The 15900-nt window shown below is 41.7% G+C and carries 30 protein-coding genes and 1 rRNA gene; all 31 read right to left on the bottom strand.

From position 1 onward, the window contains the following. Positions 1-184, bottom strand: a 16S ribosomal RNA gene (locus CK503_RS15560); the annotation flags it as partial. Positions 185-495: 311 nt separating this feature from the next. Then, entirely contained in the window at positions 496-954 is a 459-nt protein-coding gene (gene rplQ, locus CK503_RS15555) for a 50S ribosomal protein L17 (protein ID WP_095607760.1), read from the bottom strand. 17 nt (positions 955-971) lie between these two features. Then, positions 972-1952, bottom strand: coding sequence for a DNA-directed RNA polymerase subunit alpha (locus CK503_RS15550; RefSeq protein ID WP_095607759.1), 981 nt, complete (start codon positions 1950-1952; stop codon positions 972-974). Between the two features lie 31 nt (positions 1953-1983). Continuing rightward, positions 1984-2589: a 30S ribosomal protein S4 gene (gene rpsD / locus CK503_RS15545; RefSeq protein ID WP_095607758.1), complete on the bottom strand. Its 606-nt coding sequence runs from the start codon at positions 2587-2589 to the stop codon at positions 1984-1986. Between the two features lie 22 nt (positions 2590-2611). After that, positions 2612-3010: a 30S ribosomal protein S11 gene (rpsK, locus tag CK503_RS15540; RefSeq protein WP_095607757.1), complete on the bottom strand. Its 399-nt coding sequence runs from the start codon at positions 3008-3010 to the stop codon at positions 2612-2614. 17 nt (positions 3011-3027) lie between these two features. Beyond that, positions 3028-3408 carry a 30S ribosomal protein S13 gene (gene rpsM / locus CK503_RS15535; RefSeq protein ID WP_095607756.1) on the bottom strand — a complete coding sequence of 127 codons (381 nt, stop codon included), beginning with the start codon at positions 3406-3408 and terminating at the stop codon, positions 3028-3030. A gap of 19 nt (positions 3409-3427) precedes the next feature. Then, positions 3428-3544, bottom strand: a complete 117-nt coding sequence (gene rpmJ, locus CK503_RS15530; RefSeq protein ID WP_095607755.1) for a 50S ribosomal protein L36 — start codon at positions 3542-3544, stop codon at positions 3428-3430. Between the two features lie 26 nt (positions 3545-3570). Further along, on the bottom strand, positions 3571-3789 hold the full coding sequence (gene infA / locus CK503_RS15525; RefSeq protein ID WP_095607754.1) for a translation initiation factor IF-1: 219 nt from the start codon (positions 3787-3789) through the stop codon (positions 3571-3573). Positions 3790-3791: 2 nt separating this feature from the next. Next, positions 3792-4598, bottom strand: coding sequence for a type I methionyl aminopeptidase (map, locus tag CK503_RS15520; protein ID WP_095607753.1), 807 nt, complete (start codon positions 4596-4598; stop codon positions 3792-3794). Between the two features lies 1 nt (position 4599). Continuing rightward, the gene (secY, locus tag CK503_RS15515; protein ID WP_095607752.1) at positions 4600-5907 is read right to left on the bottom strand and encodes a preprotein translocase subunit SecY; all 1308 of its coding nucleotides are present in this window, start codon (positions 5905-5907) and stop codon (positions 4600-4602) included. A gap of 22 nt (positions 5908-5929) precedes the next feature. Further along, the gene (rplO, locus tag CK503_RS15510) at positions 5930-6394 is read right to left on the bottom strand and encodes a 50S ribosomal protein L15 (RefSeq protein WP_095607751.1); all 465 of its coding nucleotides are present in this window, start codon (positions 6392-6394) and stop codon (positions 5930-5932) included. A 30-nt stretch (positions 6395-6424) separates the two neighbouring features. Next, the gene (rpsE, locus tag CK503_RS15505) at positions 6425-6949 is read right to left on the bottom strand and encodes a 30S ribosomal protein S5 (protein WP_095607750.1); all 525 of its coding nucleotides are present in this window, start codon (positions 6947-6949) and stop codon (positions 6425-6427) included. Between the two features lie 12 nt (positions 6950-6961). Further along, entirely contained in the window at positions 6962-7330 is a 369-nt protein-coding gene (gene rplR, locus CK503_RS15500) for a 50S ribosomal protein L18 (protein WP_095607749.1), read from the bottom strand. 15 nt (positions 7331-7345) lie between these two features. After that, positions 7346-7903, bottom strand: coding sequence for a 50S ribosomal protein L6 (gene rplF, locus CK503_RS15495; RefSeq protein ID WP_095607748.1), 558 nt, complete (start codon positions 7901-7903; stop codon positions 7346-7348). A gap of 18 nt (positions 7904-7921) precedes the next feature. After that, positions 7922-8314 (bottom strand): 30S ribosomal protein S8, encoded by a 393-nt coding sequence (gene rpsH, locus CK503_RS15490; protein WP_095607747.1) that lies wholly within the window; start codon positions 8312-8314, stop codon positions 7922-7924. A 20-nt stretch (positions 8315-8334) separates the two neighbouring features. Further along, positions 8335-8604 (bottom strand): 30S ribosomal protein S14, encoded by a 270-nt coding sequence (gene rpsN / locus CK503_RS15485; RefSeq protein WP_095607746.1) that lies wholly within the window; start codon positions 8602-8604, stop codon positions 8335-8337. 20 nt (positions 8605-8624) lie between these two features. Further along, entirely contained in the window at positions 8625-9176 is a 552-nt protein-coding gene (gene rplE / locus CK503_RS15480) for a 50S ribosomal protein L5 (RefSeq protein WP_095607745.1), read from the bottom strand. Positions 9177-9190: 14 nt separating this feature from the next. Beyond that, positions 9191-9544, bottom strand: a complete 354-nt coding sequence (rplX, locus tag CK503_RS15475) for a 50S ribosomal protein L24 (protein ID WP_095607744.1) — start codon at positions 9542-9544, stop codon at positions 9191-9193. Positions 9545-9558: 14 nt separating this feature from the next. Continuing rightward, positions 9559-9927, bottom strand: a complete 369-nt coding sequence (rplN, locus tag CK503_RS15470; protein ID WP_095607743.1) for a 50S ribosomal protein L14 — start codon at positions 9925-9927, stop codon at positions 9559-9561. A 24-nt stretch (positions 9928-9951) separates the two neighbouring features. Next, the gene (gene rpsQ / locus CK503_RS15465) at positions 9952-10215 is read right to left on the bottom strand and encodes a 30S ribosomal protein S17 (protein ID WP_095607742.1); all 264 of its coding nucleotides are present in this window, start codon (positions 10213-10215) and stop codon (positions 9952-9954) included. Positions 10216-10223: 8 nt separating this feature from the next. After that, on the bottom strand, positions 10224-10427 hold the full coding sequence (gene rpmC, locus CK503_RS15460) for a 50S ribosomal protein L29 (RefSeq protein ID WP_095607741.1): 204 nt from the start codon (positions 10425-10427) through the stop codon (positions 10224-10226). Between the two features lie 21 nt (positions 10428-10448). After that, positions 10449-10871: a 50S ribosomal protein L16 gene (rplP, locus tag CK503_RS15455; protein WP_095607740.1), complete on the bottom strand. Its 423-nt coding sequence runs from the start codon at positions 10869-10871 to the stop codon at positions 10449-10451. Between the two features lie 20 nt (positions 10872-10891). Beyond that, positions 10892-11629 carry a 30S ribosomal protein S3 gene (rpsC, locus tag CK503_RS15450; RefSeq protein WP_095607739.1) on the bottom strand — a complete coding sequence of 246 codons (738 nt, stop codon included), beginning with the start codon at positions 11627-11629 and terminating at the stop codon, positions 10892-10894. A gap of 11 nt (positions 11630-11640) precedes the next feature. Further along, complete coding sequence (rplV, locus tag CK503_RS15445; RefSeq protein ID WP_095607738.1) at positions 11641-12015, bottom strand: 50S ribosomal protein L22; 375 nt, start codon at positions 12013-12015, stop codon at positions 11641-11643. 6 nt (positions 12016-12021) lie between these two features. Next, positions 12022-12321, bottom strand: a complete 300-nt coding sequence (rpsS, locus tag CK503_RS15440) for a 30S ribosomal protein S19 (protein ID WP_095607737.1) — start codon at positions 12319-12321, stop codon at positions 12022-12024. A gap of 6 nt (positions 12322-12327) precedes the next feature. After that, the gene (gene rplB, locus CK503_RS15435) at positions 12328-13167 is read right to left on the bottom strand and encodes a 50S ribosomal protein L2 (protein ID WP_095607736.1); all 840 of its coding nucleotides are present in this window, start codon (positions 13165-13167) and stop codon (positions 12328-12330) included. 14 nt (positions 13168-13181) lie between these two features. After that, positions 13182-13472 carry a 50S ribosomal protein L23 gene (gene rplW / locus CK503_RS15430; protein WP_095607735.1) on the bottom strand — a complete coding sequence of 97 codons (291 nt, stop codon included), beginning with the start codon at positions 13470-13472 and terminating at the stop codon, positions 13182-13184. Next, a complete protein-coding gene (gene rplD / locus CK503_RS15425; protein ID WP_095607734.1) occupies positions 13469-14116 on the bottom strand; it encodes a 50S ribosomal protein L4 in 648 nt (215 codons plus the stop codon). The genes rplW and rplD overlap by 4 nt, the downstream gene beginning before the upstream one ends. Positions 14117-14132: 16 nt before the next feature. Next, a complete protein-coding gene (gene rplC / locus CK503_RS15420; protein WP_095607733.1) occupies positions 14133-14762 on the bottom strand; it encodes a 50S ribosomal protein L3 in 630 nt (209 codons plus the stop codon). Between the two features lie 19 nt (positions 14763-14781). After that, complete coding sequence (gene rpsJ, locus CK503_RS15415; RefSeq protein ID WP_095607732.1) at positions 14782-15093, bottom strand: 30S ribosomal protein S10; 312 nt, start codon at positions 15091-15093, stop codon at positions 14782-14784. 14 nt (positions 15094-15107) lie between these two features. Then, positions 15108-15900 (bottom strand): elongation factor Tu (locus tag CK503_RS15410; RefSeq protein ID WP_095606951.1); only part of this gene is annotated, 793 nt, incomplete at its 5' end.

The following is a 15900-nucleotide window of genomic DNA, read 5'->3' as shown; positions in this document are numbered from 1 at the left end:
CGCTGCATCATCCGGTATTAGCTCACCTTTCGGTGGGTTATCCCAGTCCTAACGGCAGATTACCTACGCGTTACTCACCCATCCGCCGGTCTCCGTTGCCCCGAAGGGCAACTTCTCCCGCGACTTGCATGTGTTAAGCCCGCCGCCAGCGTTCGTCCTGAGCCAGGATCAAACTCTCCATGGTAAATACACCTAATAAATTGTTTGAGTCTCTGGCCCTAGCTTCACTGTACTTCTAAATTGATCTCTTATCTAACCCCAACCTAAGTCGGGGCTGACAAGGGCTCGACGTGCGATCGTCTGTATGTTCTCAGTCTGTCAAAGAACGAAACAATGCGCTATTTTACTAAACGCTTCGCGATTTTTTCAGTTCGCTTGCCCTTGTTTCAAGGCGTTCCAATGATAAGGAGTTAACTTCCCAAAACCAAATAAAAAATAATTTAATTTTGAGAAGATTTTCACTACTTCAGAAAGCGTAAATAACTATTCTTCTTCCTAAGATACATCTGCATCAGAATCAGCAGAAGAAGATGTTTTCTTAGATTTTCCGGCTCTACGTGTGCTCGTTTTTTTCTTACTATCAGCTGGTTGTATATCATTATAATCAACCAATTCTATAACAGCCATCTGTGCATTATCGCCAGATCGATATCCAAGTTTTACAACCCGGGTATATCCACCTGGTCGATCCATAGCTTTCTGCGCAACTTCATCAAAGAGATGTGATACCACAGCTTTATCCTCCAGTTTAGAAAACACTTGTTGTCGATTGTGTGAAGTGTCTTCTTTAGCCTTTGTAATTAATGGCTCAACAAACGTTCTGAGCTCTTTGGCCTTAGGTACTGTCGTTACTATTCTATGTTCTTTAATTAAAGCTACAGAAAGCGCACTCAATGTTGCTTTACGGTGCGATGGTGTTCTACCGAGCTTTCTACCTTTATTTAAATGACGCATTTCTTTCTATAATACCTTTATGATTTATCTAAATACTTTGTTACATCCATCCCGAAGTGCAGATCTTTGCCTTCAATAACTTCTACTAATTCGGCCAAAGATTTCTTACCAAAGTTTCGGAATTTTAACAAGTCTTGTTCATCTCTGGCTACCAATTCACCGATAGTGTTAATGTTAGCCGATTTCAAGCAGTTATATGAACGTACACTTAAGTTCAGATCTTCAATACTCGTTTTCAACAAGTTTGTAATACGTTGCTTTTCTGCATCTACTTCTTCTTCCTCTTGTGTGAATGGCTCATCAATTTCTTCCGTAATAAACTTCTCAATATGCTCTTTTAATATCTTTCCTGCTATGGTCAGAGCTTCTTTTGAATTTATTGAGCCATCAGTAGATATATCCATAACTAATTTTTCGTAATCGGTACGCTGACCAACACGAACATTGTCTACATCAAATTGTACCTGTTTGATAGGAGTATAAATAGCATCGATTGGGATAAGACTTACATCCTCTTCGGTATCTACATCTTGCTCTTCTGCAGGCACATAACCACGACCCCTGCCAACATGCAGTTCCATTTCTATATCTGCATCTTCAGCCATAGTAGCAATCTGAAGTTCTGGATTAAGGACCTCATAATCTGCTGTTGCTTCGGATATATCTTCTGCCGTAAGTGCTCCTTCTCCAGACTTTGAAATGTGAACAATGCCACTGCTTTGTTCAATCTGTTTGAACCGGACCTCTTTTAGGTTAAGGATGATTTCATAAACATCTTCCTTTACTCCTTCAATGCTTGAATACTCATGCTCAACTCCATTAATTTTAACAGCATTGATAGCAATTCCCGGCAAAGAAGAGAGTAATATTCTTCGAAATGAGTTACCGATGGTAACTCCAAAACCTCGTTCCAATGGTTGTAAAATAAATGTACCAAAGGTATCGGTTGCTTCTTCAACCTCAAGCGGTTCAGGCATTTGTATACTATAATTACTCATATCAATCGCTTTATAAACTAATTAATTTAAATTACTTAGAATAGAGCTCAACAATAAGCTGTACATTAATATTTTCAGGAATTTCTTCCATCTCGGGTACATTCAGAAACTTACCCTGCATATCCTTCTTATCGATTTCTATCCACTTATATTTGCTGGAAGGAGCATGCTGTAACGACTCATTAATAACTTCTAAAGTCTTAGACTTTGGTCGTACACTTACCACATCACCAGGCTTAAGCTGGTAAGATGGAATATTTACAACCTCTCCATTAACTACCATATGCTTATGACTCACTAACTGTCTTGCCTGTCGACGTGTTCTTGCAAAACCTAAACGGTACACAGTATTATCAAGACGGCTTTCAAGCAATTGCAACAGAATCTCACCAGTTACACCATCTTTGGCATTTGCCTTGTCAAACAGATTTGAAAACTGTTTTTCAAGCAAACCATAAGTGTACTTTGCTTTCTGCTTTTCTTCAAGCTGAATAGCATATTCTGATTTTCTCGAATATCTGGACCGTCCATGTTGGCCGGGTCCATAGGGTTTTCGTTCCAGCGCCTTGCTGGGACCAAAAATTGGTTCTCGAAAACGTCTTGCTTTCTTTTGTTTTGGGCCTCTGTATCTTGCCATGATTAACTAATAATTTACTTCGTTAAACTCTTCGTCGTTTAGGTGGTCTGCAACCATTGTGAGGAATAGGAGTACGATCTTTAATCGCAGTTACTTCCAATCCACTTGATGCTAAAGCACGTACTGCTGCTTCACGTCCAGAGCCAGGTCCTTTTACAAAAACCTCAACTCTTCGTAATCCCATTTCATAAGCTGCAGTAGCTGCCGTTTCGGCACTCAATTGTGCTGCATATGGTGTATTTTTTCGAGATCCTTTAAAACCTTCTTTGCCAGCTGATGACCAAGAAAGTGCATTTCCATTAGCATCAGTAACCGTTACCAAGACATTGTTAAATGTTGCCTTGATAAAAGCCATTCCATTAGGATCTGAAAGCTGCTTTCGTCGTTTCTTTTTTGCAGATTTACGTTCTCGCTTTGCCATTTAATTATCTCGTTTAATTATTTTCGAGGAGCTGATTTCTTACCTGCAACGGTGCGACGCTTCCCTTTTCGGGTACGCGCATTTGTTTGAGTTCGTTGGCCTCGTACGGGCAATCCTTTACGATGTCGATTACCACGATAAGAGCCAATCTCAATTAACCGCCGTATATTGGCTTTTACTTCACTTCGTAATGCTCCTTCCACTTTATACTCATTGTCAATCTTTTGACGGAGCTTTGATACTTCTTCATCGGTCCAATCTACAACTTTTGTATTACGGTCAATCTCAAGCTCATCAAGAATATCCTGAGCAGTTGACCGTCCTATACCATGGATGTAGGTCAGACCTATTTCACCGCGCTTATTTTTAGGTAAGTCTATTCCAGCAATTCTAGCCATAAAAAACTATATGAATTAATTATCCTTGCCGTTGCTTGTGGCGTGGATTCTTCTTGTTAATTACATAAACACGACCATTGCGTCGTACAATTTTGTCGTCTTCACTTCTTTTCTTTACTGAAGATCGAGTCTTCATAATACTAAACTCTTTTTAATTAGAATTTATTTGTAACGATACGTAATTCGTCCCTTCGTTAAATCGTAGGGAGACATTTCCACAGCGACTCGGTCGCCGGGAAGAATTTTAATATAATACATTCTCATTTTACCTGATACGTGGGCCAAAATTTCGTGCCCGTTATCAAGCTCTACGCGAAATTGTGCATTGGGTAATGCTTCAATAATTTCGCCATCCTGTTTAATTGGCTCTTCTTTAGCCATTACTAAATATTTGCGTTTATTCGACTTTTCGTTATCTCTCTAATATAATCAAAAGTACTTAAAATTTCAGCTTTTCCTTCTCGTACTACGATATCATGCTCATAGTGTGCAGAAACTTTTCGATCGGCTGTAACAACTGTCCAGCCATCATCTAATGTTTCTACTTGCCAAGAACCGAGTGTAATCATTGGTTCAACAGCAAGTGTCATTCCGGATCGGAGACGCTCTCCTCTCCCCGCCTTACCAAAATTCGGTACCGAAGGATCTTCATGGAGCGACCTTCCGAGACCATGACCTACCAAGTCTCTTACAACTCCGAATCCTTCATTTTCACAATGGCTCTGTACGGCTTGTGATATATCTCCAATTCTGTTGCCGTGCACAGCCTTCTCAATTCCTTTGTATAGTGATTCTAATGTTGCACGTAATAAACGAATTTTCTCGTCTTCACATTCACCAACGGCAAATGTATAAGCGTGATCACCAAAGTATCCATTCTTTTCAACTCCGCAATCAATGGAAACTATATCTCCTTCCTTCAATTCACGCTTGTCACTGGGAATACCGTGCACTACTTCTTCATTAACAGAGATACACAACGTTCCCGGGAATTCATTCCCTTTGGGACCATATCCCTTAAAAGCGGGACGTCCATTATTCTTTTTTATATACTCTTCGGCAATTCTGTCAAGTTTGCCCGTCGTAACTCCAGGTTCAATATGTTTTGCGACTTCACCGAGTGTACGGGAAACAATTTGTGCGCTTTCGCGCATTTTTTCTATTTCAGATTCACTTTTTAGAAAAATCATTTTAAGCTCTTCGCCGACCTTTCATCTTACCAGTTTTCATAAAGCCATCATAATGACGCATCATCAAGTGACTTTCTATCTGCTGCAATGTATCAAGAGCTACACCTACTATAATCAACAAGCTCGTTCCGCCGTAAAATAAGGCGAACCCCGGTGTAACTCCCATTCTGGCCACAATAGCCGGCATAATGGCTATAATCGCTAAGAAAATAGAACCTGGTAATGTAACCTTCGTCAATATATTATCAATAAACTCAACCGTTTGATTCCCCGGTCGAACCCCAGGTATAAATCCTCCTTGACGTTTCATCGTATCTGCCATTTCACGAGGATTAACCGTAATCGCGGTATAAAAGTATGTAAAGAACACAACAATGACGCCAAAGATAATGGAATAGGTAATTCCTGTAAAATCACTCGACCAAGCAGTCAACATTTGTACGGTCTGATTGTTGGGAAAAAACGTTCCAATTGTGCTTGGGATAAACATTATAGACTGTGCAAAAATAATGGGCATCACACCAGCAGCGTTTAATCGGAGCGGCAAGTATTGTGTTGTCCCCCCATAAACCTTACGTCCCACTACTCGCTTAGCATATTGCACGGGAACTTTACGCACTCCCTGTGTTAATAAGACACAAGCAGCAATTACCAGAAGCAATGCTGCAATCTCAACAATTACAATAATGAGATTGCCTTTAGTAGTCACCTCATTGATTAAACTTGCAGGTAACCGAGCAATAATACCAATCATAATAATGATTGAGATACCATTACCAATGCCGCGGTCAGAAATTCGTTCACCCAACCACATCACAAAGGTAGTACCCGCCGTTAAAATAATCATTGAGGTAAGTACAAAAGTAAAATTGCTAACCACAATGGCGTTTGGCGATGTTGCCATCAGATTTATAGAAAAACCTATAGACTGTACTAATGTAATTCCTACGGTACCATAACGAGTAAGTCTATTTATCTTACGTCGCCCCTCTTCACCTTCGCGCTGTAATTTTTGAAAATAAGGGACAACTGCACCCATTAACTGTATAATAATAGCAGCGGTAATATAGGGCATAATTCCAAGTGCAAATACCCCGGCACGTGAAAAAGCACCGCCTACAAACATGTCGAAGAGACCAAGAAGACTTGAAGCATTCCCGGCCTGTTGCGTTAATTGGGTGGCATCAACACCAGGAAGTGTTACAAAACTTCCTATGCGATAAACCATCAAAATGCCGATGACATAGAAGATGCGATTTTTCAGCTCTTCTATCTTAAAAATGTTGCGAAAGTTTTCGACTAAACTCATTTAGAAGGTGGCTTATCTATTTCTATTTATTATTCTCTACGAATGTAATGCTTCCACCGGCCTCTTCAACCTTTTCCTGAGCAGATTTACTGGCATTATGTACTTCAATATCAATTGATGCTTCGATGTCTCCGTCACCAAGTAATTTTACCAGATCATTTTTGCCTGCAAGCCCAGCATTACGAAGATCTTCAAGAGTAATATTCTCTTCAAGTTTTCCATGCTCGACAAATAGTTGAATAGTGCCTGTATTCACAGCTACATACTCCTTGCGGAATTTATTATTAAAACCCCACTTTGGAACTTTTCGCTGCAAAGGCATCTGTCCACCTTCAAACCAAAACTTTTCTTTAAAGCCACTGCGCGAACGCTGACCGTTGTGACCTTTTCCAACAGTGTGTCCACCTCTTCCTGACCCTTGACCACGACCAATACGTTTGGCCTTTTTCTTATTGGGTTCAGGGGCTTTTAAATTGCTTAAATCCATTATCTTATTTGGTTAAATTCCTTAGATCTATTAGCCTTCAAATACTTTATTCATTGAAATACCACGTCGCTCAGCAACCTCAAATGGATCAGTTAGGTTCTTCAATCCATTATATGTTGCCTTAACCATATTATGCGGATTTGATGATCCCACTGATTTGGTAAGGATATTTTGCAATCCGGCTATATCAAGTAACGCCTTTACAGGTCCACCGGCAATCACACCGGTACCTTCAGACGCAGGCCGAAGTAATACCTCACCGGCACCTTCTTTTCCGGTAATAGTATGATAAATACTACCGGTTTTTGTCATTGGCACTCTTATAAGATTCTTCTTAGCATTATCAAATCCTTTCTGGATGGCGTCAGAAACTTCGTTGGCTTTACCAAGACCGTGTCCTACAACACCGTCTTTATTACCAACAACCACAATAGCATTAAAGCTAAAACGGCGGCCACCTTTTACCACCTTGGAAACACGGTTAATATGAACCAGTTTCTCTTCAAGGTTAAGATTTGTAGGCGTTATGTTATGTCGTCTTCTTACTTTTGGCATAATTATTCTTATTTAAAAGTCTAAACCTCCTTCGCGAGCACCCTCTGCAAGGGCTTTAACAACGCCGTGGTATTTATAACCACTTCGATCAAATACTGCCTTTTCAAGTCCTTTATCAACAGCAATTTCAGCCAAACGCTTACCAACTATGGCAGCAGCTTCTTTCTTGCTTTTGTCTTTCACATCATCAGCAATTTCTTCCGATTCAGTAGATACTCCAGCCAATGTATGTCCTAAACGATCATCAACAAGCTGTGCATATACATTTTTATTGCTTTTATACACTGATAATCGTGGACGTTCGGCCGTACCTTTAATTGTTGATCGAATACGGCGACGTATCCTGTCGCGACGTAATGTTTTTTTAATGTTCTTATCCATCGTAAATAATTCCTATTAAGCTTTAGCAGCAGATTTACCGGCTTTTCTACGAACCCATTCATCAACATATCGTATTCCCTTGCCTTTGTAAGGTTCCGGGGGACGTAATGAGCGTATTTTAGCGGCAACCTGTCCAACTAATTCTTTGTTAATTCCAGAAACAATAATCATGGGGTTCTTTTTTGTCTTTGTATCAACTTCAAGATCAACTCCATCAGGTGGTACAAAGTAAATTGGGTGAGAAAAACCCAATGTCAATTCAAGAACTCCGTTACTTAAAGATGCACGGTAACCAACGCCAATAATTTCGAGCTCCTTTTTATATCCTTCTGATACTCCAATCATCATATTATTGATCAGAGATCGGTAGAGCCCGTGTAGTGAGCGATCAATTTTTTGCTCACCGGTTCTATTGACAATTAATTCACCGTCTTTTTTCTCAACATTAATGGTGGGATCCATCTGCAGTGTATCACTGCCCTTCTCCCCTTTCAGGGTGACCACGTTATCAGCATCAATGCTGAACTCAACATCTTCTTTTAATTCAATCGGTTGATTTCCGATACGAGACATAATTCTATTACCTTAGTTTTAATAAACAGTGCACAATACTTCGCCACCCACCTTCACTTTGCGGGCTTCTTTATCAGTCATTACTCCCCGAGAGGTGGAAAGCATAACAATTCCCAATCCATTAAGAGCTCTGGGAATGTTATCAGATCCACAATACTCACGAAGTCCCGGCTTAGAACGACGCTTCATTTTCTTAATAACCGGTTGACCGTACGCATCGTATTTCAAAAACAGGCGAAGCATCCCCTGTTTCCCATCATCAATATTGATAAACTTATTAATGTAACCTTTATCCAAAAGGATTTTGGTCATTGCACGCTTCAACTTGGACGCAGGGATATCTACCCGTCGATGTCCAGCCCGTTGAGCGTTTCGTATTCTTGTTAGATAATCTGAAATTGGATCAAACATAGAAGTTCTTCGTTAAAGTGTTACCAACTTGCTTTTCGTACGCCGGGAATCTTCCCGTCGAGTGCAAGTTCACGAAATTTAATACGAGAGATACCGTACTTGCGAATATAGCCGCGACAACGCCCCGTTAAATTACAGCGGTTGTTTACGCGTGTAGGACTTGCATCACGAGGGAGTTTTTGCAACTCCACCCATTTGCCTTCTTCCTTCAGCTTTTTTCGCTTTTCGGCGTATTTCTTTACCGTTCGTTTTCTTTTTTCGTTACGTGCTATCCAAGCTTTCTTAGCCATAATTATATATGCTTGTTGATTTAATTTCGTTTTTGAAACGGCATTCCAAATTCCTTCAGCAGAGCATAAGCTTCTTCATCGCTATCAGCTGTTGTTACAAACGTAATATCCATACCATGAATATTGTCAACGTCATCAGTATTAATTTCAGGAAATATCGTATGCTCCTTAACACCGAGCGTATAATTTCCCCTGCCGTCAAAGCTTTTATCAGGTACTCCTTGAAAGTCTCTCATTCTTGGAAGCGCAAGATTAATTAACCGATCAAGAAACTCATACATCTTTTTCTTTCGCAGAGTAACCTTGCAACCAATAGGCATCCCATCTCTGGTTTTAAAACTTGAAATAGATTTCTTTGCCTTAGTAGTTACCGGTTTTTGACCTGTAATCTTTGCAAGGTTGTCGGTAACAGTGTCTAATACTTTCTCATTTTCCACTGCTTCACCAACACCGCTGTTAATTACAATCTTTTCAAGCTTGGGAACAGCCATTACGTTATCGTAGTCAAACTGTTCCAACAAGTTCGAAATAATTTCGTCTTTATACTGTGTGTAAAGTCTTGCTTCTGACATTCTATAATTTCTTCTTATTTATCAATGATCTCGCCACTTTTCTTTGCGTATCGTACCCACCGTCCACCGCTGTCATCTTCAATTCGCTTGCGGCCAATACGTGTAGGTTCTCCTGTTGCAGGATCTAATATCATCACATTGGAAATATGTATTGCTACTTCTCGTTCAATACGGCCTCCCTGGGGATTATCCTGGGTTGGCTGATCGTGATGAACCCGCATGTTGACACCTTCAACCAATACGCGTTCCTTTTCAGGAAATACAGCCAAAATACGGCCATCTTTCCCTTTCTCGTTTCCGGCGATAACTCTTACTTCATCGCCTTTCTTAACATGTAATTTCTTTTGCTTGTTTTTAGTACGTGGCATAATAAAATTCGTTTTTAAAGCACTTCTGGAGCAAGTGAAACAATACGCATGTAGTTTCGCTCACGTAGTTCGCGAGCTACCGGTCCAAAAATTCGTGTACCAACCGGTTCACTTTCTTTATTAATAATCACAGCTGCATTCTCATCAAAGCGAATATAACTGCCGTCCTGGCGACGTATCTCCTTTTTAGTTCTAACTATTACAGCTTTAACTACTTCTCCCTTTTTAACATTACCACCGGGAATTGCAGTTTTCACTGAGCAGGAAATAATATCACCTATTCTTGCATATCTGCGCTTTGAGTCGCCAAGAACCTTAATACAGTTAAGTTGACGAGCGCCGCTGTTATCAGCAACATTTAATTGTGTTTGTGCTTGTACCATTGCAGATTCCTAAAATATATCCAGTTATTTTGCTCGTTCAATTATTTCTACAAGACGCCAAGACTTTCGCTTAGAAAGCGGACGGGTTGACATGATTTGTACTAAATCACCCTCATTGGCCTCATTACTTTCATCATGGGCCATGTACTTAGTCGTCTTAGTAATATATTTTCCGTAAATCGCGTGCTTTACTTTTCTATCTACAGCAACGGTAATGGTTTTATCCATTTTATTGCTGACCACGCGACCTTTTCGTTCTCTTCGTTGTACTCGTTCAGTTTGTGCCATTGTATTAATTATTCAGCACTTTCTTGTTGTTTTTCAGTAATAATCGTATGAATTCGGGCAATCTCGCGGCGTGTCATTGTAATACGCGCGGGATTTTCAAGCTGGCCGGCAATTGCACGGTTAAACTTCATATCTTGCAATGCCTGCTTTTCATCGTCCAGCCGAGCCTTCAATTCAGCAATTGATTTATCTCGTAGTTCGTGTGCTTTCATGATTTATCAAATCCTTGTTGATTATGGTCCATCGTAATCACGACGAACAATAAATTTCGTTTTAATAGGAAGCTTATAATCTGCTCGGCGCATTGCTTCCCAAGCTAAATCCTCGGGCACACCAGCAATTTCGAATAAAATGCGGCCGGGTTTTACGACAGCAACATACTCTTCAACAGCTCCCTTACCCTTACCCATACGTGTTTCAGCGGGTTGGGCAGTTTTAGGCATATCCGGAAAAATTCGAATCCAGGTTTGGCCATCACGCTGCAATTGACGAGCAATTGCAATACGGCAAGATTCAATCTGCCGGGAAGTGATGTACTTAGGCTCCATTGCCTTTAAACCAAAATCGCCATATGCAAGCGTATGTCCACGTTGCGCAGTACCTTTTAGACTGCGACGATGCTGCCTGCGGCGTCGTACATTTCTTGGTTCTAACATGATTCTATTTATTTACAGTATTAATTCTTATTTCTTCTACGTCGACGTGATCGGCGCTTACCGCCTTTTCCACGTCGTCCTCGCGAATCATCCTTCTGTTGGGTATGAGCATCTCCAGGGGTCAACTCAATATCACCGAGTATTTCACCCTTGAAGATCCAAACCGTAACACCAATTGATCCATAAATAGTATTCGCTGTTGTATTATAGTAGTCGATATCAGCACGCAGTGTGTGCAATGGCACACGTCCCTCGCGATATTGTTCGGTACGTGCCATTTCAGCACCACCTAATCGACCGGCACAGCGAATTTTAATTCCTTCGGCCCCCATACGCATTGCAGATGAGATTGCTGTTTTCATTGCACGTCGGAAAGAAATCCGAGCCTCAAGCTGTTGTGCAATATTTTGAGCAACCAAACTGGCATCCGTTTCGGGTCGTTTAATTTCACTTACATTAATTTGAACTTCCTTGTCGGTAATTGTTTTAAGCTCTTCGCGCAGAAGTTCAATCTGTTCACCACCCTTACCGATAATAACACCGGGTCGGCTTGTTTTAAGTGTAAGTAGTATTCGTTTTGGTGTACGTTCGATTATGACTCGAGAAAGCCCGCCATTTTCAAGACGCGTGTGCAAATATTCACGCAACTTCGTGTCTTCGTATAAAATTTCGGGTTCATTCTCTTCGGAATACCAATTGGAATCCCAACCGCGAATGATACCGAGTCGTAAACCTACTGGATGTGATTTCTGTCCCAAGGTATTATCGTTTATTGATTAACTAATTCTTTGTTATTAGCCACAACAACCGTGATGTGACTTGTACGTTTGCGTATCTGATTAGCACGGCCCATTGCTCTTGGCTGTATGCGTTTCAGTGTCGCACCTTCATTCACAAAAATTTCTGAGATATAAATCTCTTGGTTATCAAGTCGAGCATCCTGAAACTTATCGCGTATGTTAGCAGCTGCCGACTTCACAACTTTGGCTACTTCATCTGCAGCCCCTTTGTTGGTAAATTCAAGTTTCTTAAGGGCTTTATCTACACGATCTCCTCTCACAGAATCAACAACTAAGCGTACCTTACGAGGCGACCTGCGAAGATGTTTTTGTGTAGCTCGTGCTTTTAAAATTTCTTCAGCCATAATACTTTATTGTCCTGGTTTTTTCGGTGCTTCACGCGTTGCTTTAGACTTCACTGGGTGTCCACGGAATGTTCTTGTGGGAGCAAATTCTCCCAGTTTGTGGCCCACCATTTCTTCAGTAATATAAACAGGGATAAACTGCTTCCCGTTATGAACAGCTAATGTCAGTCCAACGAAATCAGGCGTAACCATAGAGCTACGCGACCATGTTTTAATGACATTCTTCTTGCCGCTCTCATTCATTGCATCGATCTTACGCTGCAACTTGTAATATACGAAAGGTCCCTTTCTTAGCGATCTTGGCATAACTAATTACTTTTTAGACTTTTTACGACTTCGAACGATGTATCGGTCCGAGAGTTTCTTGCGTTTTCTTGTCTTCAATCCTTTAGAAGATTGTCCCCACGGCGAACGCGGATGTCCACCCGAAGCTTTACCTTCACCACCGCCCATCGGGTGATCAATTGGGTTCATCGCAACACCACGTGTATGGGGTCGCTTCCCTTTCCAGCGATTTCGTCCCGCCTTACCAATTGTTGTGTTAAAGTGATCGGGATTACTTGTTGATCCAACAGTTGCAATACAGTTACCTAAAATCATCCGAACTTCACTCGATGGTAACTTAACCGTTACATAACGATCTGTTTTTGCCACCATCTGTGCAGCGGTACCGGCACTTCTGCATAATTGCGCTCCCTGTCCCGGGTGCAACTCAATGTTGTGAATAAAAGTACCGGGCGGCATGTGCTTCATCGGCATTGCATTACCAACATCCGGCTCAACACCAGTTGTTCCACTAATTATGGAATCTCCAACACTTAACTTATCCGGAGCAATGATATATCGCTTTTCTCCATCAGCATAAGCAACAAGGGCAATTCGTGCCGACCTGTTGGGATCGTATTCAATTGTTTGAACTTTTGCAGGGATATCATGTTTGTCGCGATTAAAATCAATCTGACGATAGCGACGCTTATGACCTCCACCACGATGGCGCGAAGTCATTCGTCCCTGCTTATTTCTTCCCCCGGATTGATCTTTACCTTTGACAAGCCGCTTAACAGTAGGCTTGCTAACGGTCACATCATCAAACACAGGAGCAATCCTATGCCTGGAACCGGGTGTAGATGGTTTTGATTTCTTAGTAGCCATTGAACTATTTGTTTCTAAATTTCGCTAAAGAAGTCTATTTCGCCTTCTTTGAGAGTTACAATTGCTTTCTTCCAAACTTTTTCTCGGCCCACGATATAACCACTCTGGGTATATCGACCTTTAGGCTTAGAAGGCATGATCATGGTATTGATCTTTTTAATCTTTACTTCCGGATATCTATCAATAACAGCTTGCTTGATATCCGCTTTCGATGCATGCTTGTCTACCTTAAAAGCATACTTACCTTCTTCCTGAAGCCGTGTAAGTTTTTCAGTAATTAATGGTTTCTTTAATACTTGTTTCATGCTACAGCCTCCTCAGCAGATTCAATTGATCCTTGCAGTACTTCAACAGCACTTTCTTGAATTAAAATAACATCAGCATCAAGAATCTGATATGTCGTAGGTTTATTAGCTTCCAATAGTTCTACATTTGGAATATTTCGTACAGACTTGTAAAGAACTTTATCAGTATCTGCAGTCAAAATAAGAACCTTTTGTTCCTCTATATCAAGACTCTTAAGAATATCAGCAACTTTTCGGGTCTTCGGCTCTTCAAATGAAAAGTCATCAACAATCGTTATTGCCTCATCAGCCGCTTTTGCAGACCATGCTGATTTACGAGCCAACCGCTTGGTTTTCTTCGAGATTTTAAAAGAATGATCTCGTGGACTTGGACCAAATACTGTTCCACCACCCTTTAGTAGCGGGGATCGGATAGAACCACGACGTGCCTGGCCGGTTCCTTTTTGGCGATAAGCCTTACGACCACCACCGCGAACCTGCCCACGTTCTTTTGTATTTGATGTCCCTTGGCGTTGATTAGCCATATATCGGCGAACATCTTCATAGATAGCAGTCTCATTTGGCTCGATTCCAAAAATGGAATCTGCCAGCTCAACTTTATCTCCGCTATCTTTACCTTCAGTTGTTAATATTGGAAGCTTCATTGCTAATTATCTCTTACTATCTATTGTAAATTTCAACAAATCGTCCATTAGGACCGGGTATAGAACCAGTAACCATCATCAAATTTGATTCGCTAAATATCTTAGCAATTGTCAAATTCTTAATTTTATTACGTTCATTACCACTTCGGCCGGCCATCTTAATTCCGGGAAATACTCGAGCCGGATCAGAAGCCTGACCAATAGAACCGGGATGACGTTGTCTGTCATGCTGCCCGTGCGTCGCTTCACCAACACCACTAAAATTGTGTCGCTTAACTACGCCGGTAAAGCCCTTTCCTTTTGATACACCGACAACATCAACATTATCACCAATGCTGAACACATCGTCGATATTTAACTCGTCGCCGAGTTCAGCATCTTCAGGAATAAAATCTCTGAATTCCTTGATATATTTCTTTGGTGTTGTACCGGCCTTTTCAAAATGTCCTTTCAAGGGCTTAGAAGTACTTTTCTCCTTTTTATCAAAGGCAGAAAGTTGTACAGCTTCGTAGCCGTTTTCCTCATTTGTCTTGATCTCCGTTATAACATTGGGATCAACTTCTATAACCGTTACGGCATAATTTTTACCATTGTCATCGAAGACATTGGTCATGCCAATCTTTTTTCCTATCAAACCACTACTCATTGTTCAGTGATTATAAATGTTACACTTTAATTTCTACGTCTACACCAGAGGGTAACTCCAGCTTCATTAATGCATCTACAGTTTGCGATCCTGTTGAAAGAATATCGATCAAACGTTTGTGAGAACGATACTCAAACTGCTCTCGAGCAGTTTTATTAACATGAACAGATCGGTTAACTGTAATAATATTTTTCTTCGTCGGAAGCGGTATCGGACCCGATACCACAGCTCCCGTTGACTTTACTGTCTGAATTATCTTTTCAGCCGATTTGTCGATCAAATTGTGATCGTACGACTTAAGTTTAATTCTGATTTTTTGTTGAGTAGCCACTTATCAGAACTTTTTTATTCTATAATTTCAGTTACAACACCGGCGCCTACCGTGCGACCGCCCTCGCGGATCGCAAATCGCAGGCCTTCTTCCATCGCCACCGGCTGAATCAGGCTGACTTCCATCGTCACGTTGTCGCCCGGCATTACCATCTCTACCCCGTCGGGTAGCTCACAGCTTCCGGTCACATCTGTGGTCCGGAAGTAGAACTGCGGGCGATAGCCGTCGAAAAACGGCGTGTGTCGGCCGCCTTCGTCCTTGCTCAATACATACACCTCGCATTCGAACTTCTTGTGCGGGGTAATGGAGCCCGGCTCGCAGAGTACCATCCCGCGCTGGAGGTCTTCTTTGTCGACCCCGCGCAGCAGGATTCCGGCGTTATCACCGGCCTGACCCTCGTCGAGCATCCGGCGGAACATCTCAATGCCGGTCACAACCGAGTCCATCGGATCTTCAATAATTCCTACAATTTCAATCTCGTCATTCAGCTTCACTACCCCGCGCTCGATACGTCCTGTTGCGACGGTACCGCGGCCGGTAATCGAGAAAATATCTTCAACCGGCATCAAGAACGGCTTATCGACGTCGCGCTCGGGCGTCGGAATCGTCTCATCGACGGCGTCCATCAGATCCAGGATCGCCTGCTCGTGCTCTTCCTCGCCTTCAAGGGCTTTCAGGGCTGATCCCTGGACCACGGGAATATTGTCGCCGTCAAACTCATAGGAGCTCAGCAGCTCGCGGACTTCCAGCTCAACCAACTCGATCAGCTCTTCGTCGTCGACCAGGTCGGTCTTGTTCATAAAGACC

Source organism: Fodinibius salipaludis, from assembly GCF_002287075.1.
GTDB classification, from domain to species: domain Bacteria; phylum Bacteroidota; class Rhodothermia; order Balneolales; family Balneolaceae; genus Fodinibius; species Fodinibius salipaludis.
The sequence above is the reverse complement of the archived record's forward strand: the minus strand, read 5'-3'. Positions and strand labels throughout refer to the sequence as shown.

Excerpts from the sequence above, each read along its gene's own strand:
- rplQ (WP_095607760.1), bottom strand. The coding sequence starts at position 954 with ATGCGTCATTTAAATAAAGGTAGAAAGCTCGGTAGAACACCATCGCAC.
- CK503_RS15550 (WP_095607759.1), bottom strand. The coding sequence starts at position 1,952 with ATGAGTAATTATAGTATACAAATGCCTGAACCGCTTGAGGTTGAAGAA.
- rpsD (WP_095607758.1), bottom strand. The coding sequence starts at position 2,589 with ATGGCAAGATACAGAGGCCCAAAACAAAAGAAAGCAAGACGTTTTCGA.
- rpsK (WP_095607757.1), bottom strand. The coding sequence starts at position 3,010 with ATGGCAAAGCGAGAACGTAAATCTGCAAAAAAGAAACGACGAAAGCAG.
- rpsM (WP_095607756.1), bottom strand. The coding sequence starts at position 3,408 with ATGGCTAGAATTGCTGGAATAGACTTACCTAAAAATAAGCGCGGTGAA.
- rpmJ (WP_095607755.1), bottom strand. The coding sequence starts at position 3,544 with ATGAAGACTCGATCTTCAGTAAAGAAAAGAAGTGAAGACGACAAAATT.
- infA (WP_095607754.1), bottom strand. The coding sequence starts at position 3,789 with ATGGCTAAAGAAGAGCCAATTAAACAGGATGGCGAAATTATTGAAGCA.
- map (WP_095607753.1), bottom strand. The coding sequence starts at position 4,598 with ATGATTTTTCTAAAAAGTGAATCTGAAATAGAAAAAATGCGCGAAAGC.
- secY (WP_095607752.1), bottom strand. The coding sequence starts at position 5,907 with ATGAGTTTAGTCGAAAACTTTCGCAACATTTTTAAGATAGAAGAGCTG.
- rplO (WP_095607751.1), bottom strand. The coding sequence starts at position 6,394 with ATGGATTTAAGCAATTTAAAAGCCCCTGAACCCAATAAGAAAAAGGCC.
- rpsE (WP_095607750.1), bottom strand. The coding sequence starts at position 6,949 with ATGCCAAAAGTAAGAAGACGACATAACATAACGCCTACAAATCTTAAC.
- rplR (WP_095607749.1), bottom strand. The coding sequence starts at position 7,330 with ATGGATAAGAACATTAAAAAAACATTACGTCGCGACAGGATACGTCGC.
- rplF (WP_095607748.1), bottom strand. The coding sequence starts at position 7,903 with ATGTCTCGTATCGGAAATCAACCGATTGAATTAAAAGAAGATGTTGAG.
- rpsH (WP_095607747.1), bottom strand. The coding sequence starts at position 8,314 with ATGTTTGATCCAATTTCAGATTATCTAACAAGAATACGAAACGCTCAA.
- rpsN (WP_095607746.1), bottom strand. The coding sequence starts at position 8,604 with ATGGCTAAGAAAGCTTGGATAGCACGTAACGAAAAAAGAAAACGAACG.
- rplE (WP_095607745.1), bottom strand. The coding sequence starts at position 9,176 with ATGTCAGAAGCAAGACTTTACACACAGTATAAAGACGAAATTATTTCG.
- rplX (WP_095607744.1), bottom strand. The coding sequence starts at position 9,544 with ATGCCACGTACTAAAAACAAGCAAAAGAAATTACATGTTAAGAAAGGC.
- rplN (WP_095607743.1), bottom strand. The coding sequence starts at position 9,927 with ATGGTACAAGCACAAACACAATTAAATGTTGCTGATAACAGCGGCGCT.
- rpsQ (WP_095607742.1), bottom strand. The coding sequence starts at position 10,215 with ATGGCACAAACTGAACGAGTACAACGAAGAGAACGAAAAGGTCGCGTG.
- rpmC (WP_095607741.1), bottom strand. The coding sequence starts at position 10,427 with ATGAAAGCACACGAACTACGAGATAAATCAATTGCTGAATTGAAGGCT.
- rplP (WP_095607740.1), bottom strand. The coding sequence starts at position 10,871 with ATGTTAGAACCAAGAAATGTACGACGCCGCAGGCAGCATCGTCGCAGT.
- rplV (WP_095607738.1), bottom strand. The coding sequence starts at position 12,015 with ATGGCTGAAGAAATTTTAAAAGCACGAGCTACACAAAAACATCTTCGC.
- rpsS (WP_095607737.1), bottom strand. The coding sequence starts at position 12,321 with ATGCCAAGATCGCTAAGAAAGGGACCTTTCGTATATTACAAGTTGCAG.
- rplB (WP_095607736.1), bottom strand. The coding sequence starts at position 13,167 with ATGGCTACTAAGAAATCAAAACCATCTACACCCGGTTCCAGGCATAGG.
- rplW (WP_095607735.1), bottom strand. The coding sequence starts at position 13,472 with ATGAAACAAGTATTAAAGAAACCATTAATTACTGAAAAACTTACACGG.
- rplD (WP_095607734.1), bottom strand. The coding sequence starts at position 14,116 with ATGAAGCTTCCAATATTAACAACTGAAGGTAAAGATAGCGGAGATAAA.
- rplC (WP_095607733.1), bottom strand. The coding sequence starts at position 14,762 with ATGAGTAGTGGTTTGATAGGAAAAAAGATTGGCATGACCAATGTCTTC.